19 protein-coding genes are annotated in these 22,052 nt (G+C 48.2%); 5 read left to right on the top strand and 14 right to left on the bottom strand.

The window, feature by feature from the left end; genetic code table 11:
• Positions 1-7: 7 nt before the first annotated feature.
• The 9 genes from LX87_RS19240 to LX87_RS19280 form a co-directional block, all read right to left on the bottom strand.
• Complete coding sequence (locus tag LX87_RS19240; RefSeq protein WP_111629918.1) at positions 8-781, bottom strand: glycosyltransferase; 774 nt, start codon at positions 779-781, stop codon at positions 8-10.
• A gap of 49 nt (positions 782-830) precedes the next feature.
• Positions 831-1,616: a glycosyltransferase family 2 protein gene (locus tag LX87_RS19245; protein WP_111629919.1), complete on the bottom strand. Its 786-nt coding sequence runs from the start codon at positions 1,614-1,616 to the stop codon at positions 831-833.
• 45 nt (positions 1,617-1,661) lie between these two features.
• The gene (locus LX87_RS19250; RefSeq protein WP_211325337.1) at positions 1,662-2,657 is read right to left on the bottom strand and encodes a T9SS type B sorting domain-containing protein; all 996 of its coding nucleotides are present in this window, start codon (positions 2,655-2,657) and stop codon (positions 1,662-1,664) included.
• Positions 2,658-2,986: 329 nt separating this feature from the next.
• Positions 2,987-3,892, bottom strand: coding sequence for a glycosyltransferase family 2 protein (locus tag LX87_RS19255; RefSeq protein WP_111629921.1), 906 nt, complete (start codon positions 3,890-3,892; stop codon positions 2,987-2,989).
• Positions 3,893-3,917: 25 nt separating this feature from the next.
• The gene (locus tag LX87_RS19260) at positions 3,918-4,751 is read right to left on the bottom strand and encodes a PKD domain-containing protein (protein WP_111629922.1); all 834 of its coding nucleotides are present in this window, start codon (positions 4,749-4,751) and stop codon (positions 3,918-3,920) included.
• 29 nt (positions 4,752-4,780) lie between these two features.
• Positions 4,781-5,929: an acyltransferase family protein gene (locus LX87_RS19265; protein WP_229310732.1), complete on the bottom strand. Its 1,149-nt coding sequence runs from the start codon at positions 5,927-5,929 to the stop codon at positions 4,781-4,783.
• Position 5,930: 1 nt separating this feature from the next.
• The gene (locus LX87_RS19270) at positions 5,931-7,367 is read right to left on the bottom strand and encodes an MOP flippase family protein (protein WP_111629923.1); all 1,437 of its coding nucleotides are present in this window, start codon (positions 7,365-7,367) and stop codon (positions 5,931-5,933) included.
• 14 nt (positions 7,368-7,381) lie between these two features.
• Complete coding sequence (locus LX87_RS19275; protein WP_111629924.1) at positions 7,382-9,613, bottom strand: GumC family protein; 2,232 nt, start codon at positions 9,611-9,613, stop codon at positions 7,382-7,384.
• Positions 9,614-9,625: 12 nt separating this feature from the next.
• A complete protein-coding gene (locus LX87_RS19280) occupies positions 9,626-10,381 on the bottom strand; it encodes a TolC family protein (protein WP_211325338.1) in 756 nt (251 codons plus the stop codon).
• A gap of 440 nt (positions 10,382-10,821) precedes the next feature.
• Here LX87_RS19280 and LX87_RS19285 point away from each other — a divergent pair, with 440 nt between their 5' ends.
• Together LX87_RS19285 and LX87_RS19290 are read left to right on the top strand one after the other, a co-directional pair.
• Positions 10,822-12,066 (top strand): glycosyltransferase, encoded by a 1,245-nt coding sequence (locus LX87_RS19285; protein WP_111629926.1) that lies wholly within the window; start codon positions 10,822-10,824, stop codon positions 12,064-12,066.
• Positions 12,063-12,683, top strand: coding sequence for an acyltransferase (locus LX87_RS19290; protein ID WP_111629927.1), 621 nt, complete (start codon positions 12,063-12,065; stop codon positions 12,681-12,683). The genes LX87_RS19285 and LX87_RS19290 overlap by 4 nt, the downstream gene beginning before the upstream one ends.
• Here the strand turns inward: LX87_RS19290 and LX87_RS19295 are convergent.
• Complete coding sequence (locus LX87_RS19295; RefSeq protein ID WP_111629928.1) at positions 12,680-13,537, bottom strand: beta-1,6-N-acetylglucosaminyltransferase; 858 nt, start codon at positions 13,535-13,537, stop codon at positions 12,680-12,682. The genes LX87_RS19290 and LX87_RS19295 overlap by 4 nt on opposite strands.
• Positions 13,538-13,638: 101 nt before the next feature.
• A complete protein-coding gene (locus tag LX87_RS19300; protein WP_111629929.1) occupies positions 13,639-15,099 on the bottom strand; it encodes an O-antigen ligase family protein in 1,461 nt (486 codons plus the stop codon).
• A 638-nt stretch (positions 15,100-15,737) separates the two neighbouring features.
• On the opposite strand from LX87_RS19300, the gene LX87_RS19305 reads away from it, so the two are divergent.
• Together LX87_RS19305 and LX87_RS19310 are read left to right on the top strand one after the other, a co-directional pair.
• Positions 15,738-16,184, top strand: coding sequence for a response regulator transcription factor (locus tag LX87_RS19305; RefSeq protein WP_111629930.1), 447 nt, complete (start codon positions 15,738-15,740; stop codon positions 16,182-16,184).
• Positions 16,185-16,454: 270 nt separating this feature from the next.
• Positions 16,455-17,648, top strand: coding sequence for a glycosyltransferase family 2 protein (locus LX87_RS19310; protein ID WP_111629931.1), 1,194 nt, complete (start codon positions 16,455-16,457; stop codon positions 17,646-17,648).
• Between the two features lie 111 nt (positions 17,649-17,759).
• On the opposite strand, the gene LX87_RS19315 is transcribed toward LX87_RS19310, so the two are convergent.
• The 3 genes from LX87_RS19315 to LX87_RS19325 all read right to left on the bottom strand — a co-directional run bounded on the left by LX87_RS19315 (position 17,760) and on the right by LX87_RS19325 (position 20,992).
• On the bottom strand, positions 17,760-19,472 hold the full coding sequence (locus LX87_RS19315; RefSeq protein ID WP_111629932.1) for a GMC oxidoreductase: 1,713 nt from the start codon (positions 19,470-19,472) through the stop codon (positions 17,760-17,762).
• 14 nt (positions 19,473-19,486) lie between these two features.
• The gene (locus tag LX87_RS19320) at positions 19,487-20,041 is read right to left on the bottom strand and encodes a gluconate 2-dehydrogenase subunit 3 family protein (protein ID WP_229310733.1); all 555 of its coding nucleotides are present in this window, start codon (positions 20,039-20,041) and stop codon (positions 19,487-19,489) included.
• Positions 20,042-20,119: 78 nt separating this feature from the next.
• On the bottom strand, positions 20,120-20,992 hold the full coding sequence (locus LX87_RS19325; RefSeq protein WP_111630467.1) for a helix-turn-helix domain-containing protein: 873 nt from the start codon (positions 20,990-20,992) through the stop codon (positions 20,120-20,122).
• 452 nt (positions 20,993-21,444) lie between these two features.
• Between LX87_RS19325 and LX87_RS19330 the strand changes: the two genes are divergently transcribed.
• Positions 21,445-21,984, top strand: a complete 540-nt coding sequence (locus tag LX87_RS19330) for a DinB family protein (protein ID WP_111629934.1) — start codon at positions 21,445-21,447, stop codon at positions 21,982-21,984.
• Positions 21,985-22,052: the final 68 nt, after the last annotated feature.

The raw sequence follows: 22,052 nt of genomic DNA on the forward strand, positions 1-22,052 counted from the left end.
TTTCGTCTTAAAAATTTAAATCAAAGTTATACTTGATCTGCCGGTACAAAGCGCGTCCCCAAACGACGAAAAAATTAGTATTCTGATGACGCCAGTTACTTCGCGTTACCGTGCTGGGCTCATCCTCCGAGTTTTTCTGCTCGAACATCGCGTTAAAGTCCGTGAGGAATAAGCCTTTCCCTTTGTTTTTGATGAAGGAAATGCACATTCTGTACTCCGTCTTGTCTGATTTTATTCCTTCAACATAACGCCCAAATTTTTGTAAGAAATTGCTCCGTCTTAAATGGGGGTGATCGCTGTAATAATAAATCTTGTTATAATCACCGTACCAGGGCTTATACAGCATTTTAGAGAAACCGTTCTTATACGGTTCCAGATAAGGATAAGGAAAATAAGCGTAAAACCGTACTATATCCAGCTTCTTATCCTCGTTCATCATATCCAGCGCGTTTCTGAAATGCGTTGCAAAGGCTGGTTTAGGTATAAAGTCTTCCTGCACATAAAGCGTATAAGGACTTTTAACGGCATCCTGGCCTTTGTTCAGGTTGTTGGCTAATCCCTTATTTTTCGGTGTTGTAACTAACCGAAAATCATATTGCGTATTTAAGTTATGAATGGCGTTTAAATGCTCTGGCTTACTGCCATCATCCGAAACAATAATTTCGTCGAACGTACAGTTTAACTCCTTGAACGTTTTTAATAAACGCGCCAGGGAACTGCTTCGGTTATAATGGGTTATTAATAACGTAACACCCGGAAAATGCGTGGATGAAGGGCTCATGAGATGTAATCGGAACAATGGAAGTTAGTCGGAATCAGGAGCTAATAAGTTAATCTTTCAGGGTTGCCAGTTCAAATGTATTTTTAAGCAGACGGTATTTTAAATACCACCAGCGTAAGAAAAGAAAGGCTGGATTGCTGCTTTCCCGCCAGTCGGCCCGGTTTAAAGTACTGGGTTCGGTATTGGAGTTCTTTTGATCGAACATGGTTGTTAATTCGTTGAAGAAGAGTCCTTTCCCCTTCTTCTGAATAACGGAAAGGCACATCTTGTATTCAGTCTTGTCAGAGTGAATTCCCTCCGCATAACGACCAAATTTCTGTAAAAAGTTACTCCGCCTTAGATGGGGGTGATCACTGTAGAAATAAAACTTTAAATGATTGGAATACCAGGGCCACGGTTTATAAACCATTCGCGAAAATCCCTTTCCATACGGCTCCAGGTAGGGGTACGGAAAATAGGCGTAGAACCGGATGATGTCCAGGTCCTGTTCGTAGTTCATGATGGCGAGCGCATCGTTAAAGTGTGTCGCAAAGGCCGGCTGAGGAACAAAGTCTTCCTGTACGTATAACGTGTATGGGGTTTTGACGGCGTCCTGCCCTTTGTTGATGTTATTGCCCAACCCTTTGTTTTTAGGCGTGGTAACTAGTTCAAAACCGTATTTTTTAGCGAGGGTTCTAACGGCGTTTAAATGCTCTGGTTTACTGCCGTCGTCAGAAACGACAATGCCGTCGAACCGACAATTTAACTTGCTGAACGTCTGCAATAGCCGTTCCAGTGAACCGCTTCGATTATAATGCGTAACCAGTAAGGTTACACCCGGGAAATAGTTTTCCATCCGTTGAATAGATTAATGCACATTTATCGTACAACTGTTCCAGCATCAATGCACTAACAAGACTTGTCCAGTTTTTAAAAATGTCCTGTCAGGTGTATTGGTAGTAGGCAATGTATACGTAATTTTCCAGGGGTAAACGCCTTCTTCACAGGGTTTTCCCAGGTACGTTCCATCCCAGCCAGCGCCATGCGTATCTGTTATAAAAATGACACTTCCCCAGCGGTTAAATATGCGCAGTTCGAACGTAATTGATTCGTCATGATAAACCTCCAGCACATCATTTATCTGATCGTGATTGGGGGTGAAGACATCAGGTACATAAATCCATGAATTCCGACATTCCTCAGGCGAGCGAACCGTTACCAGCAGGGTATTAGAAACGGAATAGCACTGGTGATTCTGGGGCGTTATACGATTGGGATATTGTGTACATACCAGTCGGTAATACCGCTTCTCCCAAATGGCAGCCTTAATTAAGTATGAGTTTTGATTGGCATTGGCAATATTTTGCCAGCTAAGGCTATCGGTACTTTCCTGCCATTGGTAAACCGGCTGATCATAACCGGAGCCGAGGTTCGATTGAATCAGGTAAGTACTGTTTTCGCAAACTTCCAGGTTTGTGCCGGTATTTCCGTCATAATAAATCTGAACGATTGGGTGACAGGGTCGAAATTGAATGTCATCCAGCGCCAGGTCATTTCCGCAGCCGCCTGGTCCGTTATTGACCAGCTTAACAACTACAGAATTTTCGTTTACCGGCATGGTAAACAGAATAGCATATCGAAGCCAGACTGGGGAAGTTGAGCGCGCTATTGTTCCGGTATGAATCGTTTTAATAAGGCTTCCATCCGCCCGTTGAATTTTCATTGTAATGTCCGGATCGAGTGGAGTAGGCTCCAGGGAATTACAGCCATTTTGCGGAGTTGGGTTCATTAAATTCAAGACCCAGACAGAAAACTCGTACGTTATCCCGCTGCATAATCCGGTTACGGACTGGCTATAAAACTCGCCCGCATCGTAGGAGGCATTCACAATAATCATAGCTCCATTTTGATCACCGGTTGTGTGATCTTCGGTGAGCGTATGCCAGTTTGAACCGTAACAATAGGAGGAGTTTGCCAGTATATATTCACCGTCCGTAGGACAGCGGTCGGATACGTAACGGTAGGTAGTTTGACCTGAGGCCAATGGCTTTAGAACGTCGGTGCCGAACGTTTCGTTAATGATGGCGTCGCCTAATACACCCGTACAGGATTGGGCAAAACTGGTATTTAAAAGGCCCATAAAAAGCACGGTTAACAGGATCGTTTTACGAACTAAAACAAGTACCATCAACACGGCCCGGCCCATAGTATAAAGCGTTACGGAAGTTAAGATGAAGTTGAACCGGATGCAGAAAAGGGCGAGGCCAGCCCCCGAACCGCTTGCCAGACACGCGTAATGAAGGCTTTGCCAAGGCTCCCATCGGCCAGCAGTCGCCGGTCGCTTGTCCAGACCCGTGCGGCTGGATCAGTTACCCGAAACGTGCGCCCCTTGCCTTCCTGTTGCAGCGAAAGCGACATCCAGCCGTCCTCACACTTTCCGGATGGCGGTGGTTTAATACCGGCTGCTACCAACTCGGCCACCGATCCCTCACGGCCGCTATCCAGGGCAAAACCGCCTACGGCAAGCGCATCTGCCCGGCGGAAAGCAAAATTAAAACCGTACACATTCATGAAGGTCTTGTCACGGTTCCGGACGCTATTGACCAGTTGAGCAATCTTTTCGTAGCCCATCAGGGCCAGCCGCGACGAGTTCTGGCTGGGCAAAAACGCGTATAAACCGTAGGTGCAGGCAATGGCCGGATCGTGCAGCGGCTTGGTAATGGCTTCGACCCAACCCGCCGGATAAAGGCAATCGGCATCGGCATTGGCCATGTAAACACCACGGGCCGCTTCCAGACCAGCCTGGCGGGCAAAGGCCACACCGGGCCGGCGCTCGATAATGGACCGCACCCCGCATTGGTCGAGAAGCTCCTGCGTACGATCCGCCGAGTTGTTGTTGACCACCAGAAGTTCGGTCGGTCGGGACAGTTGCTGATCGGCCAGCGACGATAACGTATGAAGTAAATTAGCCTCTTCGTTATACGCCGGAATTACAATGGAAATTTCCGGTTTATCAACATTGAACTTAGCCAGCCGTTTGCGTAAATCGTGTAGTTGTTCCGCGGCAATAGTGTCCGGACGGTAAACAAATAAATGTTTAGAAAGCCAGTTGGGTAAGAGAAGGTTGCTCACGGTTTAACAGAACTGAGTTTCTGATTTATTGCGGTAATAATTTCGTGCGGCATTCGCCGTTTTTAATCGTCACTGTACCCGACCAGGTACGGTTTTTTGAACGAGCATAATAACCATAGGTTCCCTCGATATTCCGGTAGGTTACGTAGCCATCCTGTCCACATGTTGTTGGCGTTCCGGACGACTGATACTTGTTGACAAGGCCCTGCATCGCGTTGGAAACATATACTTCAATATCACTGCCGTCGCCTGCGCCATTGGTCCAGAACATAACGCTGCCAGTTGTAGGTATTTCGGAGATATAAACGCTTTTCGTAATCACGTCGGCACTGTTGCCATTCCGGGCGGTTAACTGGGCTGAAATCACACCGTTCGTTTTAAATTCAATAAGCGGATTGGCTTCGGTTGATGATTGTCCGTCGCCAAATAACCATTGATACCGGTCGGCATTGGTTGATTTATTGGTAAACTGCATCCGGTTAGGCGAACCGTTCACGAAAGCAAAATCAAAATCCGCCTTGGCAATTTTAACCAGACCGCTAATCTCAACACTATTAGAAACCTGATCTTCGCCAACGTCACTTTTAGCGGTTAATGTAATGGTATACGTACCGTCCGTTTTGTATTCAATTTCCGGCGTTTCTGCGGTTGATGCCCGTCCGTCGCCAAACGTCCACTGATACCGTTTCGCGTTCAGCGATTTATTCGTCACTTTTATTTTTCCCGGCGAGCCTGAAACCTGTTCCACAGAAAAGTCCGCAATGGGCCGGGGAGTGATGTCCGGCTGACAGCTAACGGCAAACGCAACGAGTGTAATCAGAAAGAATACACGGTTAATGAGAGGACTTAACTTATTCATAATTTGGCCTGGTTGTACGACTTTCGTTTTCAATGGTGTGTACTATTGGATAATACTTTATTACGGTTGTTTTGCGGTAATCGGATTCCTTTCGTAAACCGCATTTCGATGTGATTATATGTCCACCGGGAGACGATATAAATGAGATAATAATTGAGAAAAACCAGATAAACATAAGCTGAGGGCGGCAGTTTCAGCAGCCGTATGAACACGACATTAAACAAACTCAGCAAGAGTGTGTGGGTCATGTAAATCGAATAGCTGTATGTTCCGATGTTTTTCAATAAACCTGACTTCTTCAATAGAGCAGAAATAATGCCGCGTTCAAAGGAAAAAGTAAGAATTGCGAGAAAGAAAATAAATTCATAGACAAAGCCAATTGCTTTCAAAGCCGTCCCGTAATAGATCATCAGACCCAAAACCAGCATGGTCAGAATTTCCAGAAACGAAAAGTAAGATGCTTTGATCTGGCTGAGGACAGGGTAGGCTTTGTTGAAAACGTAATAGCAGACCGAACCCGTAAAAAAGCCGATAATCCCGCGTAAAAAACCGTAATCAAAACTATAATTCAGTTCCGACCGACCCGTTATCGCGATGAGAATAAAAAGACCCAGAAAAGGTAAAGATCCCAATACCGCGTATTTGACCGACTGTAACCTGGCTTTATGCAACAGAACCAACGCGCCCCCGAAAATGAGGTAACAAATCATTTCGGCGCTGATTGACCAACTGGGAATGTTCCAGCTTACATCCCGAATCCCCGGAAACTTTACAGAGTTTACCAGAAAAAGGGATGTAAAGAAGGTGAGAACGTTGTTGCTTTCGTTATAAGGTTGGTTAATGTGGATGTACGTAGAGAAGTAAAGCTTTATGTTTTCAATGATTAAAAAACAGAAAAGCAGGATAACGTGCAGCGGATAAATTCGCAGTAATCTCTTTTTGATAAAGCCTCCTAATTCAGCGCCATTGGAAATTTTTGGATAGCTGTACGTAATAACGAATCCACTTAGTACAAAAAAGAAGTCAACAAACATGTCAGAGTTTTCGACAAAGTTATTGTTGAGCAAAGGGGTATCGGCAAAAGGCGATAAGTGGAAAAATACCACCATAGAGGCAAAGATCCCCCGGAAGATATCCAGAACGTGAAATCGGTGTTTAATGGTTTGTGGATTCGCCATGTTACAGGGATTCTTTAAAGGTTCTGATTTCCGGAAGTGATACCTTAAACCGTAGTGTCAAGGCCAGATAAATTAATCCGCCCAGAGCAATTTCCACGACGGTATTGAAGACGCCCTGAGAACCTACCATTTCTTTGTAACCGAAGATGGTAATTACCATTAGTAGGCAGAAACTAAGTGGCTTGGCAATATTGGACAGGAATTCTTTAAAGAAGTTTCCGATCAGCGAATACGCAATGTAAAAGTTCAGAATCAGGCTGATAAACGTTGTCGTCAGATAGGAAAAGGCGATACCCGTGACGTGCCAGTATTTTCCGAAGAAATAAAGCAGCGGAATCTTAACGACTAGTGTAGCCAGATTCAGGTAAAATAACAGATTGGGTTTGCCTTTGGTAAAAGCGAGTGTAAACAGCGGATGCGTCAGACAGCCAAAGAAACTCTGGAAAACGAAAATTTTAATCAACGGAATTGTATTGTCCCAACCCGGTCCATAAAATATAGGAACTACGCTCTCGGCTGTAATCAATAAACCAGCCAACAGGGGAAGGTTTAAATAACTGATAATATCCAGGATTTTGATGTAGGAGTTCTTTAATTCCTGATCATTACCCTTCATTTTTGCCAGAACAGGATAAGCGACCTGCAAAATGATCGGGTTTAATTTTGTGATTGGAAAGACCGCTAATTGATAGGCAATGGTATAATAACCCAGCGATGTGACGCCCAATAAACTACCAACAATAATGTTGTCGGCATTGCCCTGAATAAATCCGATTAAGCCGTCACCGACATTAAATAAGCCAAACTGGAGATGGTCTTTAATCAGTTTAAGGTTAAAATAAAATGACGGTTTGAAGTACTTTGAGCCCAGAATAATGGATAAGACCGTCCGGACAACGTGCATAATTAGATAGCCAATAATCAGGGACGTTTCGGCATACCCATTATACGCTAAAGCAATAGCAATAGAGGTGCCGGTAACTGTGCCGATAATTTCAATAATGGCAACTGCTTTAAACTGAAGCTCTTTTTGTAAAATGAATAAATAGATTTGTCCGAAATAATTGATGATAAAATAGATAGAGGCTAATTTTATTACCTTGTCCAGCCGGGGTTCATTATAAAAAGAAACGACCAGCGGAGAGCTGAAATACACGATTAAAAAGACCGTTCCACCCAGTATCAGGCCCATAAAATATAAGCTTGATAGCACTTTGGGATCACTCTCCTGTTTTGAAATGATGGAGTTGGAAAAGCCCAGATTAGTGAATATAAAAAAGAAGTTAATGATCAGTGTACTGACGCTGACTACTCCAAAAACGGAAGGCTCGAGCAGGCGGGCCAGGATCGAAACTTGCAGAAACTGGAATACCGTTGAGATGACGGTGGAAATAGTAATCCATTTCCCGCCACTAATGGCCTGTTGTTTGGTACTCATGTGCCTTTAAAAATCTACTGCGATATTTTTCCGTATTGAAGCATGCGTTGGTTTTCCAGCGAACGGAGCGAGCGTTGCACTTCCGTAGAATGTTCCGGTTCGGTAGGCCGTTGCTGGGCATCCGTCTTGCTGGGGGCGTCGATGTAACTGGTATCCACCCGATTCAAGACAGCCAGCGTCGTGTGAGTAGCAATTTTCAGGTACATTTCAAGCAGTTTTTGTTCGGCCCGCGCCCAGATGCTGTTCACGTCGGTTACCAGAATCGAAAGCGTGCTTTGGTTGACCAGATAAACCGGAATCGGACTGCTGATCAGGGCTGGTATTTCCAGAATGATCCGGTCAAACCGGGACGCGTCAAACTTGGTCTTGCTGTCGAACAGGTGCTCAACCTCCGTGACGTTCATCAAATCCGAGCGTCGGGTGTAGGGGAAGAACGTAATACCGTTCTGGTCTACCATTTCCGGTTCATTGGCCGCGCGCGGGTAGCAGTAGGCCACCTTCTGACCGGCTTCGACATAAATCCGGCCCAGGTTGGTAGCAAGCCAGGTTTTGCCCTGTTTCGAGCGTACGCTGAATAGGGTAATAACGGGCGGATACGGTTTGATAGCCGTGGTTTTTACAATTTCAAAATTGATTGCGTTGCACAATTGCTCCAACATACTCAGTGCGGTGCGACCGGCTTTGGAATCAATCGAAAGTTTGCGGACCGTCGGGAAAAGAGCCGTCATGGGACGACCCATCACTGACTCGGCCTGCTCGGGCGAACCAATACTGCGATCAGCCCAGAACCGGATGGCGGTTAAGACCATCGCAATGAATAACCCAACACCAAAACCCAGGGCTATAAACAGCCAGCGTTTGGATTGTGCATCGTGCGGGAAACTTGGCGTATCGAGAATCGTCAGGGCGCCATCCACGGTAATGTCCTGGCGACGCGTAACCGCTTGATTCATGTACTGAACCGCTGCCATATATTCTTTTTCGGCCAGTTCCTGATCGCGCGTGAGCTGCCGAAGCTGCGACTCCAGCGGGCTGTATTCATCCGTCAGCTTTTCGTACTCTTTCAGCCGTGTTTTATATACTTCAAGTTTGGCTGAAGACTCTTCGAAATCGATGGTTTTAGCCAGCCATTCGTCCAGAAGCGTGCGCTGCGGGATGGATTCCGGCGAGGTTTCGGCCGCCGAATACGTCCGGGCGGTTGTTTTCAGAGCATCTGAAGCCTGATCGACCCGGGTTTGCAGACGACTGATGACGGCAGCCGGCTGGTTATAAGCCTGAGCACTAGCAAGTTGATTCTGGGCGTCGGCTAAGTCGGCCTGTCTGGCTTTCAATTCGGTATTGGCCGTGATTAACACCCCCTGCAGACTTAAACGCTTGTTCAGCGCATCAACCGATGCTTTAGCGGCTCTGTTCCGCATCAACTCCTTGTTATAATCTTCGGTAAACAAATCCCGCGATGCGGCAATGTTTTTGGATTCGGATGGGAAGTTCAGCAACTTGTGCTCCACGTTGAAGGCGCGCAGTTTGTTATCTGCTTCATCCAGTTTTTTCTTCAATTCCTGGGTCTGCCCTTCGTAATAGCTGACGACCGTGTTGGTTTCGGCGGTTTTCAGGGCGGAATACCGTTTGTTCAGAACCGAAATAGCCGCGTCCAGCGTCTGTTGGGCTACCGCCGGGTCATTCGATTCATACTCCATATCCAACATATCACTCGAGTTGCGACGGGTAGCCTTCAGCTTTTTCGCCATCGTCCACACCGAGTAAGATGTTTCCGACTTGAGCAGTAAATTTTTAATGGGATTATCGGCTCCGACGCGCGAGAGGCTGTCGATGCGGGCATAGAGGGTAGCTTCATTCGCATTTCTAACCAGCGAAAGCCGCAGGTTTTCCGGGATTTCCTGCCGGAGTTCCTGAAAACCCTCCGCCGACAAGACTTTTTCGTCCGGTTTTTCGAGGGGGAGGTGCCGGGTCAGCAAACTTACCCCGACCTGGCGCAGCGTTTCCTGCGAATTAAGCGTAGTGAGCAGGTTTTCGAAAGCAACGCCGGACTGATCCATAAAGCCCGCTTTCTGATCGGTGAGCAGTGAATAGCCAGAAGCCAGCCCGGTGTAGAGTGTCGCCTGTGACTTGTATGCTTTTGGCTCGTTCTTCGTGAAAAAATACACGGACACTGCCGTCACAACCGGAAGCAATATAAACCAGAGCGCATGTTGCCGTAAAAGACGCAGGAATACTCGTGGTGTCATGGAATTGATAGATTATTTACGTTTTAATTGTTGAAGAGGAACACCCACGAGGGTTTCGAAATAATAGACGTTTTTCATTAACTCGCCCCGGGCCAGTTCCGTACCGGACTGGGCCTGAACATAGGCATTGGTCACCCTCGCCCAGTTTGTCGGATCCATTCGGCCAGACTTTGAATCGGCTTCTGCAACGCGGTATACGGCCAGGGCGGCCTGTTCGTCCTGAATGCGGAGTTTCAGAATCCGTTGTGCCGTCAGCAAATCCTGATAAACCGTAATTAATTCCTTACGAAACTGTTTCTCAACAACTTCTTTCCGGACCAGGGCCGCCTGGTAATTCGCGCGGGCCTGCCGTATTTTCTGGTTCCGGCCAAGCAAATCGTACAGGCTCACCTGGAGCCCAACCCCGTTACGGTATCCGTTGGCAATCTGCCCCAGAGCATCCGGTCCAAACGAGGTGTTTGATATAATGGCCTGATTACCAAATGAATATGTTGTAAATCCGGTTGCCGACTGTAAAATGGCTATTTTAGAGAGTTTGTAGTCAACGTTCTGAGTGACAATGACCTCGTTTTCGTACCGGACATCCGGCGACTGGGCGACGGCAATTTTTGCGATCTCTTCAAACGGTAATAACTGGGCGGCCAGGTCCTGCGTGATGTCCAGATACAGCGTGTCGCTCACTACGGATAGCCTCGTCGGTGCCTGATTGGGCGAAGCCGTATTTTGTCCGTAGCCCAATGAAGAAATAAATAGACAGAAAAGAGACAATCGTGTAGCCTTGTGATGCACGGATTTTACAATAGTTAGAATTGCTGCTGTCATCTCTACGGATAGCCTGGAATTTTGAGTAAAGTATCTTTAGTAGAGATAGGGTAGCAAAAATGGTACCACACTCTCTGCTAAAGGCAACGTCAGGCTTAGTTCAACGTATACGCAGATAGTATGTAACTAATTGATATATTGGCTTTTATTGTAGGCCTTATTTTCTGTGTTTGCAGATGGTACCCATAAAATTTAATTCAAAATTGACCTTAAATTAAATTATCATTAACGGATCCGACTATTTATTAAATGGTTGATAGTACTTAAGAGTTAAGCATACTATTTGCTTTGTAATACGGAAGGATCAGTAGGGTCGTTTTTCTGTTATCAGACAGGTATATAAACTAAGGAACCAATTGATAGCCCTAACGATATTGGATCAGCTCATGAATAGATCATCTGGCGGAACAAATTTTGTCATCACTTCACGGCAGCCCTGGGAGGAAAAACAGTTGGGCAGTAACATTCGGGATATGGCCCGAACCTTATCTGTCAACCACTCGGTATTGTTTGTCAACGAACCGCTGGACTGGTCGGCGCGGCTTTCCGACAAATCCGGAAGAGCCCAACGACGGGATAAATTTATGGCTGAAAATCAGGGCCGTCATTTGATTCAGGCGGAGGAAAATTTGTGGGTGTTGTCGCCCAAGACGCTGCTGGGATCGTTTAACTGGCTGCCCGACACGCCTTTTTACGATTGGGCAAACCGCTACAATGGAACCGTATTGTCGAACGAAATTAAAGCAGCCGTTCAGGAACTGGGCTGGAAGTCGTTCGTACTGATTAACGATAACGACATGCTTCAGGGGTTTTACCTGAAAGAATTGCTCCAGCCGGACGTGTATGTCTATTACCTGCGGGACAATTTTCTGGCGGTCAATTTCTGGAAGCGCCACGGGGCCCGACTGGAACCCCTGCTCATGAGCAAGGTGGATCTGGTGGCCAGTAATTCGCTGTATCTGGCCAATCAGGCCGCCCGTTATAACCCGCGTTCGGTGTATGTTGGGCAGGGTTGCGATCTGAAAATGTTCGATCCGGCCGCCATTACGGAAATTCCCGCTGATATTGCCGCGCTGCCCCGCCCCCGAATCGGCTACGCGGGTGCGCTTACGGGTTTGCGGCTGGATGGTGATCTGATTGGAAACCTGGCCCGGCAACGACCCGATTGGCAGATTGTCCTGATCGGGGCCACCGACGACTCGTTCCCAACCGAACAGCTGAGTGCTCTGCCGAACGTGAGCTTTCTCGGCGCTAAAACGCCCCGCGAGATTCCGGCTTACCTGGCCGCTATGGATGTGCTGATTAATCCGCAGATTCTGAACGAAGTAACCATTGGTAATTATCCGCGCAAAATTGATGAATACCTTGCGATGGGAAAACCGGTGGTGGCTGGCAAAACCGAAACGATGGCCCTGTTTGATGAACACGTTTACCTCGCCGAAAATACGGACCAGTTTATTGCCCGTATCGACGACGTACTGAATGGTAACGTATTATCGTCGCCGGAAGAACGGATTGCTTTCGCCTGGGAGCATACCTGGGAGAATTCGGTGGGGTTGTTAACTGATGCCATCGATCAATTTCGCGTTTCTAAATCAAAAACTGCGCCGTCCATTTCAAAAACCGTATGAAAGGGTATCTCGACCAGAATCCCCGGCTGAAACAATTCATTCACTGGCTGCTGATTCCGCGCCATGAAGCCCGGCCCCGCCGGTGGGTCAGCTGGTTTGTGAATCCGTTTATTCATAAGCGGCACCGAACATCCATGATTCGGTCGTCGGTGCGGATGGATGTGCTGCCGTTTAATGCCTTTTCGCTGGGCGACCGCAGTGTCATCGAAGCATTCAGCGTGGTGAACAATGGGGTAGGGCCGGTGTCGATCGGCGACCGCTGCACGGTTGGTATTGGGTCGGTGGTGATTGGTCCGGTAAGCATCGGACATGACGTCATCATTGCCCAGCACGTAGTATTGTCGGGCCTGAATCACTCATACGAAGACGTAACGCGGTCGATCCGGGAACAACCCGTCGTCACCCGTCCCATTGTTATTGAAGAAGAATGCTGGATTGGGGCCAATGCCGTCATTACGGCGGGTGTAACCATCGGACGGCATGCGGTTATTGCGGGCGGAAGTGTCGTTACGCGCGATGTGCCGCCGTATTCCGTGGTAGGGGGCAATCCGGCCCGGTTGCTGAAACAGTACGATCCGGAAGAAAAAGCGTGGGTCAAACCCGCCGTACGGGTTTAAAACCGTCCGATCGTCAGGTACTTTGTGTCCAGTAAATCCAGTATCTCTGAGTGGGCCGTCGTGTCAAATTTGCGGGCGAATAATTTGCCGGACGCGCGCAGGGCGTGTTCGTCGGCTACAGTCAATATTTTAGGGCTGGCTTTCCCTTCCGACCAGTCGATGTAACGCAGGTTATTGTTCTGTATTCTGGACCGGAACGGCGAATTGTACAGCAACGTTTGGAAAACCAGCTCGTCGGCGCCCCACGTCAGCTTGAAAAATCGCTTAACATTGGGATGCATTCGCAAGTATAGGAGAATGTATTTGACGGCTTCCAGCGTAATGGTAAACCATTGGGAGCGCCCCACTATAGTTAATTTCTCCGGTGCCTTTCGGTCGGGGAGCAGCGTATTCAGTAGTTTTTCCAGCGTGTGCTTTCCGGGAATAGGATAATGGGTGAGGTGGTATTTATTCACCCGCTGGATCGCTTCCTGCCATTCATCTTCCAGAGAAAAATATTCCATGAATTGAGTGCCGGCCTGCTTTTGCAGAAAGTGATGAATATACTCCGGTGATTTAAGCGGATAGTCCTGACCACTTAGCAGGTTGATGTAGTCGTACGGAATGGCGGACGCCATGATCTGTTCGAAACCGTTTAAGGTTGCCTGTACCATGCTATAGGCTCCCCAACACACCTTTTGCCGTTTCCGAACGAAGTAAACATTATTATATTGTTGTAATTTCAGGAACGGACGAATATCGGTTTTCTGATCGATATGAACGTAAAAATCCGCATCTGGATGCTGCAACGCCCGAATCAGCCGGTCGAGTTGTTCGGGGTATACATGAGCCAGAATCAAATGCGCTAGTTTCATATCACTCGTCGAATTATATACAAGGTTTTAAGTTTTGAAACCGTATAGGCAAAGATGGGCGGGTCCGGGTAGGACCGTGACGGTTTTGTGAGTAGTCGGAGTTAGGCCGGAAGTTCTGCCTGGGGCGTTACCTTCCTGTCCCACCGGTTACAGGTAGTAAATAACAGGGCGTTGATATAAAGCATGGCACTGGTAGGAAATTGCCCCAATACCGGGTTGGAGTAGCCCATGACGGCAATGCCCACAAAAACCGAGAGGATGGCCCGCATCAGGGATTTAAGCTCGGGGTCCTGGAGATTCCAGACCCGGTATACGCCAATCGCAATCAGTGATACCAGCATGAGGATATAAATAGTCAGCCCGACCCAGCCCACTTCAATCCAAAGTTCAACATACCAGCTATCCGGCGAAATCTGGGCCGCCCAGTGATCGGGCGAAAACCGTTGTCCGGTATCGAGCGAGGTGCCAATACCAGCCCCGAATGGATGGTCTTTCAGCAGAGCCGCCAGTTTTTCCTGATTTTGGAGCCGCAGCAGAAACGACGGATCGTCCATCGGATTCAGGGCGGTGCGCATGCGCTGGATCTGGTAGTTGCCGCTCCCGATGCTAGTGAATTTCAGAATAAAAATCAGGGGCAGAGCCGCACAGACACCAAGGGCAATTTTAACTAAATCGCGTTTGAGGAAGAGATAAAACCCGTAGCCGGCAATCAGCACAAAAAGCGCACTCCGGGTACCTGAAACGGCATAGCCCCAGAAATAAATCAGCAGCAGCACCGCAAAACCAATTTTGCGCGGCATCGATTTGGTTTCAAAAATCCAGATCAGACATAGCAGGGAAACGGCGGCCATTTCGGCCCCGAACTGCGAAGCATCGGTGTAAAACGAAAAGCTGCGCAGGTGTCCAAACAGAATGTGCGTGGAAGCGCCCCCGGAGTTAAGCCAGATGATTTCGTTGGTAGTCAGGCCAATGTACTGTTGTTTGAACGCCCAGAGCGCAGCCAGTACCGACCAGGTTAACCAGGTACGTAGGATAATCCGGAAATCTGTCCGGGTTAGGCCAAGCATCAAAATGGCGCACGTAACGATAAAAAAGTGCAGCGAGAAGGACCGGGCGTGAAAAAACCAGGCTGCGCGGTAGGGCGACTCGGGATTAAATATTTCCAGAACGGTAAAAAAGAACCAGAATCCGACCAGATAAAAAGCCGGATGATGAAGGCTTTTCCAGGAGAGCCGCCGATTATTAAGGAGCAAACTGATAACCAGAAGCCCAAGAATACCATCGATGATCATTCCGAACGGAATACTGATGGGTAGAAAGCGGGCCAGGGCATTGACCAGAAAGATCAACTGCACGTAAACCATGAAACCGAATTTGGGATCGGCAAGCACGGCCCCTACCAGCAAAAGGCCAACGGGCATGATGACCAGCACAACCAGAGCCAGCACTCCAAACTGCGCGATCAGAAAACCGGATGCCAGAGCAATAAGTGTCCCTAACAGGCTATAGAGCCATAATCCTTTTTGTATCTGGTACGATATAGAAGCAAGCTGATCCCGCATTGTTCGAGGTTGGAGCATCCGGAGAAGTCCGGATTAGGGTGCTATTTTAGATTGCGTAAATAGTGCTATAGGGTCTGCCGGGCTACGTTTTCTGAATAAGCCGCTGCTAATAATTTATGCACGGGATAGATACTTTTTATGGAATAAGTATTCTTCCAGGATGGCATCACATATCGTGCCAAGTAACTTCTGGTACAGAGTATTGATGAGAAATTGTGAATTATAGAGTATAAATACGGATATCACAATTAATGTTAATACTGTTTATTGTATTTTATTGTATTGAATTTCAGTAATTTGGGTGTGATTTATTGTTGGGTAGCAAAAATAAATTCATATTTACTTTTTTAATTATATGATAAGTGCTCTATATTTGTGAGGTAGCCATTGGTAACTGTGCTAACCGTACAATTCAATAAAATGGCTTAGTTTATTATAGTGATATAGAGGTAATTACCTTGAAAAGCTGCCTTTTGCAAGCTCGCTATAGACAAGGGCTTTCCGGTTTAGAGTCCATCAGGAATTATTTTACGGAGTAAAAGGCCGGCTTTTCAATAAGCGTTTTTACTTATGTATCAAATGGTTTGCCGAGTGGCTTTCGAACGCTTGTAAGTCTTTTAAAGTATAATCTGTCCCTTATGAAAATCTTTAAATCGAGTATTCTAGTAGTAGAGCATAACCGTTTTCTAGTGAATGTCCTATACAGGACGCTATCGAAAGAATTTAGTGTTACAACGGCTGCTAACGGCTTTGAAGTCATGGCGTTACTGGAAAAAGGCCACAAGTTTGACTTTATCGTTACCGATCTAAAATTGCCCAGATTCAACGGGCTTGAACTAATTCAACTGCTCCGCAACAGCGAGAGTTATCATAAAATGCCCATCCTGGTTCTTTCTAATTCCGGCGATAGTGATGCCCGGATTAGCTGTCTGGAGAATGGGGCGGATGACTGCATGGAAAAGCCGTTTAATCCGTTGGAAGTACAGGCTAAAATAAAAGCGATGCTTCGGCGGGTGGAGGTCAGAAAATCACGAAGCATTGACGACTTGAAAAAACAATTTCCCGGCTTGGAATCGCTTAATTAAAAAACAATCGTTTCGGCGCTATTAACGGCAATTTCTCTGTTCTACTTTTATATACACCTGGCTTCGGGGAAGTTATTCGGGAAACTGAATGATAACCTTTGGGCCAGGTTTTTTATGCTCGATTGAATGGTATATTATTTGCTGTCAGATGAACAGAAGCTGATGGTTCAAAAGCGAGATGCCGGTATTATTGAGTAACCGATAGGTCCATTGAAATGATCAGACGAATTAGAAACTCAATCAATTTGTACTGCGATAATTTAGCATTCTATGGCCCTTCTGGAATATCTGGTCATACTGCCGATTGGCACGTATCTGATTTTTAATAGCTTATATCTTTTTGTATCAGCAGCCGCTGGCTGGTTTGGCGGAAAAGACGACGCGTCGACAACCCGGCTGCCAGTCCGTATCCGGCGCATTGCCGTTCTGGTACCCGCTTACAAGGAAGATAAAGTCATTCTGGATTCCGTACAGGCCAATCTGCAACAGACTTACCCCAGCGACTCTTATGATATCTACGTAATTGCCGATTCGTTTCGCCCGGAAACCTTGCAGCAACTGTCGCATTTTCGGGTTAACGTATTGGTCGTCAGCTTTGAACAGTCGACGGTGCAGAAATCTCTAACCAAAGCGCTCGAACTGCTTCCTCAGGGCGTGTACGATATTGTGCTGGTTTCCGATGCCGATAACCACATGGCGCCGGATTTTCTGCACCGCGTAAACCTGGCGTTCGACAGCGGCTGGCGGGCCGTGCAGGGGCACCGGGTGGCTAAAAATACCAATACCAGCGTGGCCGTTTTCGACGCCATGAATGAGGAAGTAAACAACCATCTTTTCCGCAAAGGGCAGCGGGCGCTGGGATTCTCAGCTTCGCTGATTGGCTCGGGGATGGCGTTTGAACCCGACACCATGAAACGGGCGATGGGGCAGATCAGGTCAGTAGGCGGGTATGATAAAGAACTGGAAATGTTGTTGCTGACCGAAGGCATCCGGATTGCCTATCTAAACGATGCGCTGATTTATGACGAGAAAGTGCAGAATCTGGAAGTGTTTGAACACCAGCGCGCGCGCTGGATTGCGGCTCAGATTCACTTTGTCAAGCTTTACTTCGGCACGGGCATCCGGCAACTGTTACGGGGGAACCTGCACGCTTTCAACGGTTTGGTGAAAGGATTTTTGATTCCACGGATTCTGTACCTGGCGCTTCTCTCGTTTGGAACATTCCTGGGGCTGGTGTTGGGGCTTCAGCCGGTTTTCCAGTTTTTCGGCCTGCTGCTGGCCATGCTCATCTTCACCTTGTTGACATCAACGCCCGGCTATCTGTGGAAGAAAATTTCAATCAGGGATTTGCTGACCTTACCGGTGTTGATATTCAGAATGATTCGTTCGTTGCTAAAAGTCAAAACCGCCAGCAAGAAATTTATGCATACCCCGCACGGCGAGACGGTTGTGAAAGAAAATTGAGTTTAAAAATCGTTTCGCATAGTAAAGCGGAGGGGCGCAGAGTTTAGCAGAGAAAATACATTCCGCTAAACTTTGCGCCCCTCCGCTTTACTATGCGAAACAACCCCTCTTTTACAAATTCGTCTTCTTCATCTCTTTTACCGCATAATCGACGGCCCGGGCGGTAAACGCCATGTAGGTCAGCGACGGGTTTTGCGTGGAGGTGGAGGTCATCGAAGCACCATCGGTAACAAAGACGTTTTTGCAGTGGTGTAACTGGTTCCACTTGTTGAGCATCGACGTTTTCGGGTCTTTACCCATCCGAACGCCACCCATCTCGTGGATATCCAGTCCCGGATTCCGGTGATCGTCGCGGAGCCGGATGTTCGTAAAACCGGCTGCCGTGAACATTTCCGTCATCTGCTCCTGATAATCCTTCACCATTTTGTCGTCGTTCTCGTCGTAATCGATCGAAATTTTCAGTTGCGGAATACCAAACGGATCTTTCAGGTCTTTGTCCAGCGCCACGTAATTGGTTTCTTTCGGGATGGTTTCGCCCATCATGTGGGAGCCGACACCCCAGCCGCCCAACGTTGGGTTGGCCAGATTCGCCTTCAGATCAGCTCCAAAACCGTCCTGGTTGGTGTGCGACATCCGGTAGGCAGAAAAACCGGCAGCATACCCGCGCAAAAAGTCGGTTTCCTGCTTATAAACGTTCCGGAATCGCGGAATATACGGGCCATTAGGGCGCCGTCCTTCCGTTGTAGAATCCAGAAAACCGTCGTACTCGGCTGAAATACCGGCCCGGTAATTATGGAAGGCAACGTATTTGCCCAGCACTCCGCTGTCATTCCCCAAACCGTTCGGGAAGCGGTTGGAAGTCGAGTTCAACAGCACCAGGTTGGTATTCAGGGCTGCGGCATTGACGAAAATGATGCGGGCGTAAAACTCGATCATTTGCTTCGTGGTTGCATCGATCACGCGCACACCGGTGGCTTTGCCTTTTTTCTCGTCGTAAATAATCGAGTGAACCACCGACTGGGGCCGCAGCGTCAGCTTGCCGGTTTTGGCCGCCCACGGAATGGTGGAAGCGTTACTGCTGAAATAACCGCCAAACGGACAGCCCCGCTCGCAGATCGTCCGGTGCTGGCACTGCGCCCGACCCTGTTGCAAGTGAATGGGTTGCGGCTTGGTGATGTGAGCCGCCCGGCCCATAATTACGTGACGGTCTTTGTATTTGGAGGCTACCTGCTGACTGAAATATTTCTCCACGCAGTTCCACTCGTGCGGAGGCAGGAATTCGCCGTCCGGCAGCGTGTCCAGACCGTCTTTGTTTCCGGTAATACCGGCAAATTTTTCGACGTGGCTATACCAGGGCGCAATATCACTATAGCTAATCGGCCACTCGACCGCAAAACCATCGCGGGCCGGACCTTCAAAGTCAAACTGGCTCCAGCGTTGGGTTTGCCGCGCCCAGAGCAGCGACTTTCCACCGACTTGATAGCCCCGAATCCAGTCGAACGGTTTTTCCTGTACGTACGGATGCTCGGCGTCCTTCACAAAAAAGTGCGCCGAACCTTCGTTGAACGCATAGCATTTTCCAACAATGGGGTTCTCCTGCCGGACCGACAGCGGCAATTGCCCCCGGTGTTCCATTTCCCAGCTATTGAGCATGGTAGTCGGGTAATCGACGACGTGCTTCACATCGCGGCCCCGTTCCAGTACCAGCGTTCGTAATCCTTTTTCAGTCAGTTCTTTAGCTGCCCAGCCGCCACTAATTCCGGAGCCAATCACGATGGCGTCGTAGGTGGTTGCTTTAACAGCATCTATTGCAAAATTTGCCATGTCTTTGGGGCAGCTTATTTGTTTTGTTGGTTCTTGGAAGTAGTGTTTTTGGCAACAACCGGCACGCAACCGTGGTAGAAGCCCGGAATCATCTGGTAACGCGTAATATTGTTCATGACGTATTCGGACGTCATGTAACCCCGGATCGTCATGCCTTTTACCATCGAAAAGAAGTCTTTCTGGCCTGCTTCCGTCGATTGACTCATGCCCTTAAGCAGGTCGGAACGCTGGCTGGCGTCCAGGGCGGTAAATGGTTTGCTGTAGGTTTTCTGGGCCAGGGCATCCACGGCTGTCAGTCCCTTGGTCAGCCCTTCCTGAGCCGACGGTTCCAGGCAGTCGGTGACGATTTTCTGAATGAACGTATGGACGCCCAGCGCCTTCGCGCCCGGGGTGTCGGTAGCCGGAATAATGGTTTCCACAACTTCGGCCAGCAGTGCGTCGGCTTTGGGCGACAGCAGATTCTGGCCCGTCGGCAGGGTCGTCGGGTTCCAGTGGGTGGCCCAGCTTGGCAGGCTTACCAGTCCGCCCATAGCTATCGCCAAACTTTTAAGTGCGTTTCGTCTTTCCACGAGGTGTTTGGTTAATGAAATATCAGTTAGGTTTATTCAGAGTCAAGGTATTATGGTGTTTGATAGAGGCCCGGAAGGTTAAATGAACACGCGGGTGCCGGAATAATTCTGGCGGAATTCGCGCGGGGTACAGCCGTTTTTTCGGCGGAACATCCGGTTAAAATACGACGTATTATTAAAACCGCACTTGAACGAGATTTCGGTGATGGTGTGGGTGGTGTCAATCAGCATGCGGGATGCGTGGCCGAGCCGGATTTCGTTCAGACTATCGATAAACGTTTTGCCTGTGCGTTTTTTGATAAACCGGCTAAAAGAAACGTCCGGCATGTTAACGACGCGACCCAGATCGGCCAGCGAAATATCCTTGTCATAATTCATCTGCATGAATTCAAACGCTTGCTCCAGTCGGCGGCTGTTGTAATTCAGGGAATCGCTCGTGAACGACGAGTTGGACAGGGTCCGCATATTTCGTGAAGTCGACAGATCGTGCAGAATCGACATCAGTTCCAGCACCGAGTCAAAGCCGCTTTTCTGAGTCAGTCCCTCAATGCGGGGGCGCAGGGCTTCAATGGTTTCCCGCGAAAACGCAATCCCCTTAGCCGATCGTTCGAGCAGGGTCCGAATGAAACTGAGCTGGTTGCGCCGGAGCAGCTTTTCGTCGAATAAATCGCGGTGAAACTGAATGGTCACTTCCTGAATTGCTCCGCTTTTGCATTGATGGTTGAACCAGCCGTGCGGCAGATTACTGCCAACGAGTACCAATTCCAGATCATCAATGACTTCGGTATGATCGCCAATGATTCGCTTGACACCCGTTGCGTTGGCCAGAAAATTCAGTTCATACTCCTCATGCGAATGCAGGGGGAAATCAAAATCTTTCTTCACTCGGGCAAAAAGGGTATAGCAGTCGCTTTGCGTCAGGGGCGTAATTTCCCGATAAATTGCACTCATCTGCAAAAAGTAAAGAGGAAGATTCTAGACAAAGATAGGTAAAAAACATTGGATGATTGGTATAGAAAGTATTAAAAATTGAGCACAGTTCCTTCGCTATTTTATGCGTTAAAATTGAATAATACCGGTATAAACCGTGATAACTTGGATAATTATGGGAATAAGGCGAGCGTTTGCTATGCTTCTCTTTTAAGAAGGGTGCTAAAAAAGTATTAATGAGGAGGTGGAAAAAGCGTATGATTCCGGACCAGCCAGCCGGCTCCGTTTTCTGAAGGCGGTGCATTCCGGGCGCTATGTTTAACCACATGAAAGGCCGGTCGAATCCGGCGAAAGAAATACCCCTCAATTATTTCCGGCCTGCGGTGGGATATTGGCATTTTTTAGCCAAAATTTACGGCTGAACCCAACGATGCGGTTCAACCGGAATCTTCAACAATCATAGACATCAACTAATGAACGCCGAGCAGACCATTGATCGAAAATTGCCCATTGGACCTTTTGTTGTTCAGGATTTCTACACACCCGACGAACTGGCGCGCAACATCGAAATGCTGGAAACGGCCCCGGCGAAATACCGCCAACTGGTCGAAAACCTGTCCGACGAGGAGTTAGCCAAAACCTACCGCGAAGGCAGCTGGACCATTCAGCAACTGGTTCACCACGTCGCCGACATGCAATTGCTGCATTTTTTCCGGATGAAAAAAGCCGTGACCGAACCCGACTACGATACGCTCACGCTGGTAAGCATGGACGGATGGGCTTCTACGCCCGACGCCACAACGGCCCCCATTGCGGATTCGCTGCTGCTGTTTGAGGGGGTGCATCGGCGGTATGCCTACCTGGCAAAATCACTCGACGAATCGCAACTGGCCCGCAAGTGCTACCACCCGGTTCGGCAACTGTGGTTCAATCAGGCGCAGGCCGTAGCCATGTCGGTCTGGCACGCAGAGCACCATCTGGCGCATATCAAACTGGCGTTGGGAGGGTTTTGAAAGTAAGTTGTATCGCAGAAATTCAAGGGCGCAGCGGAATCTCAGAGCGAGTTATGTTTGAGTCTGTG

It is taken from the genome of Larkinella arboricola (genome assembly GCF_003259745.1).
Lineage (GTDB): Bacteria > Bacteroidota > Bacteroidia > Cytophagales > Spirosomataceae > Larkinella > Larkinella arboricola.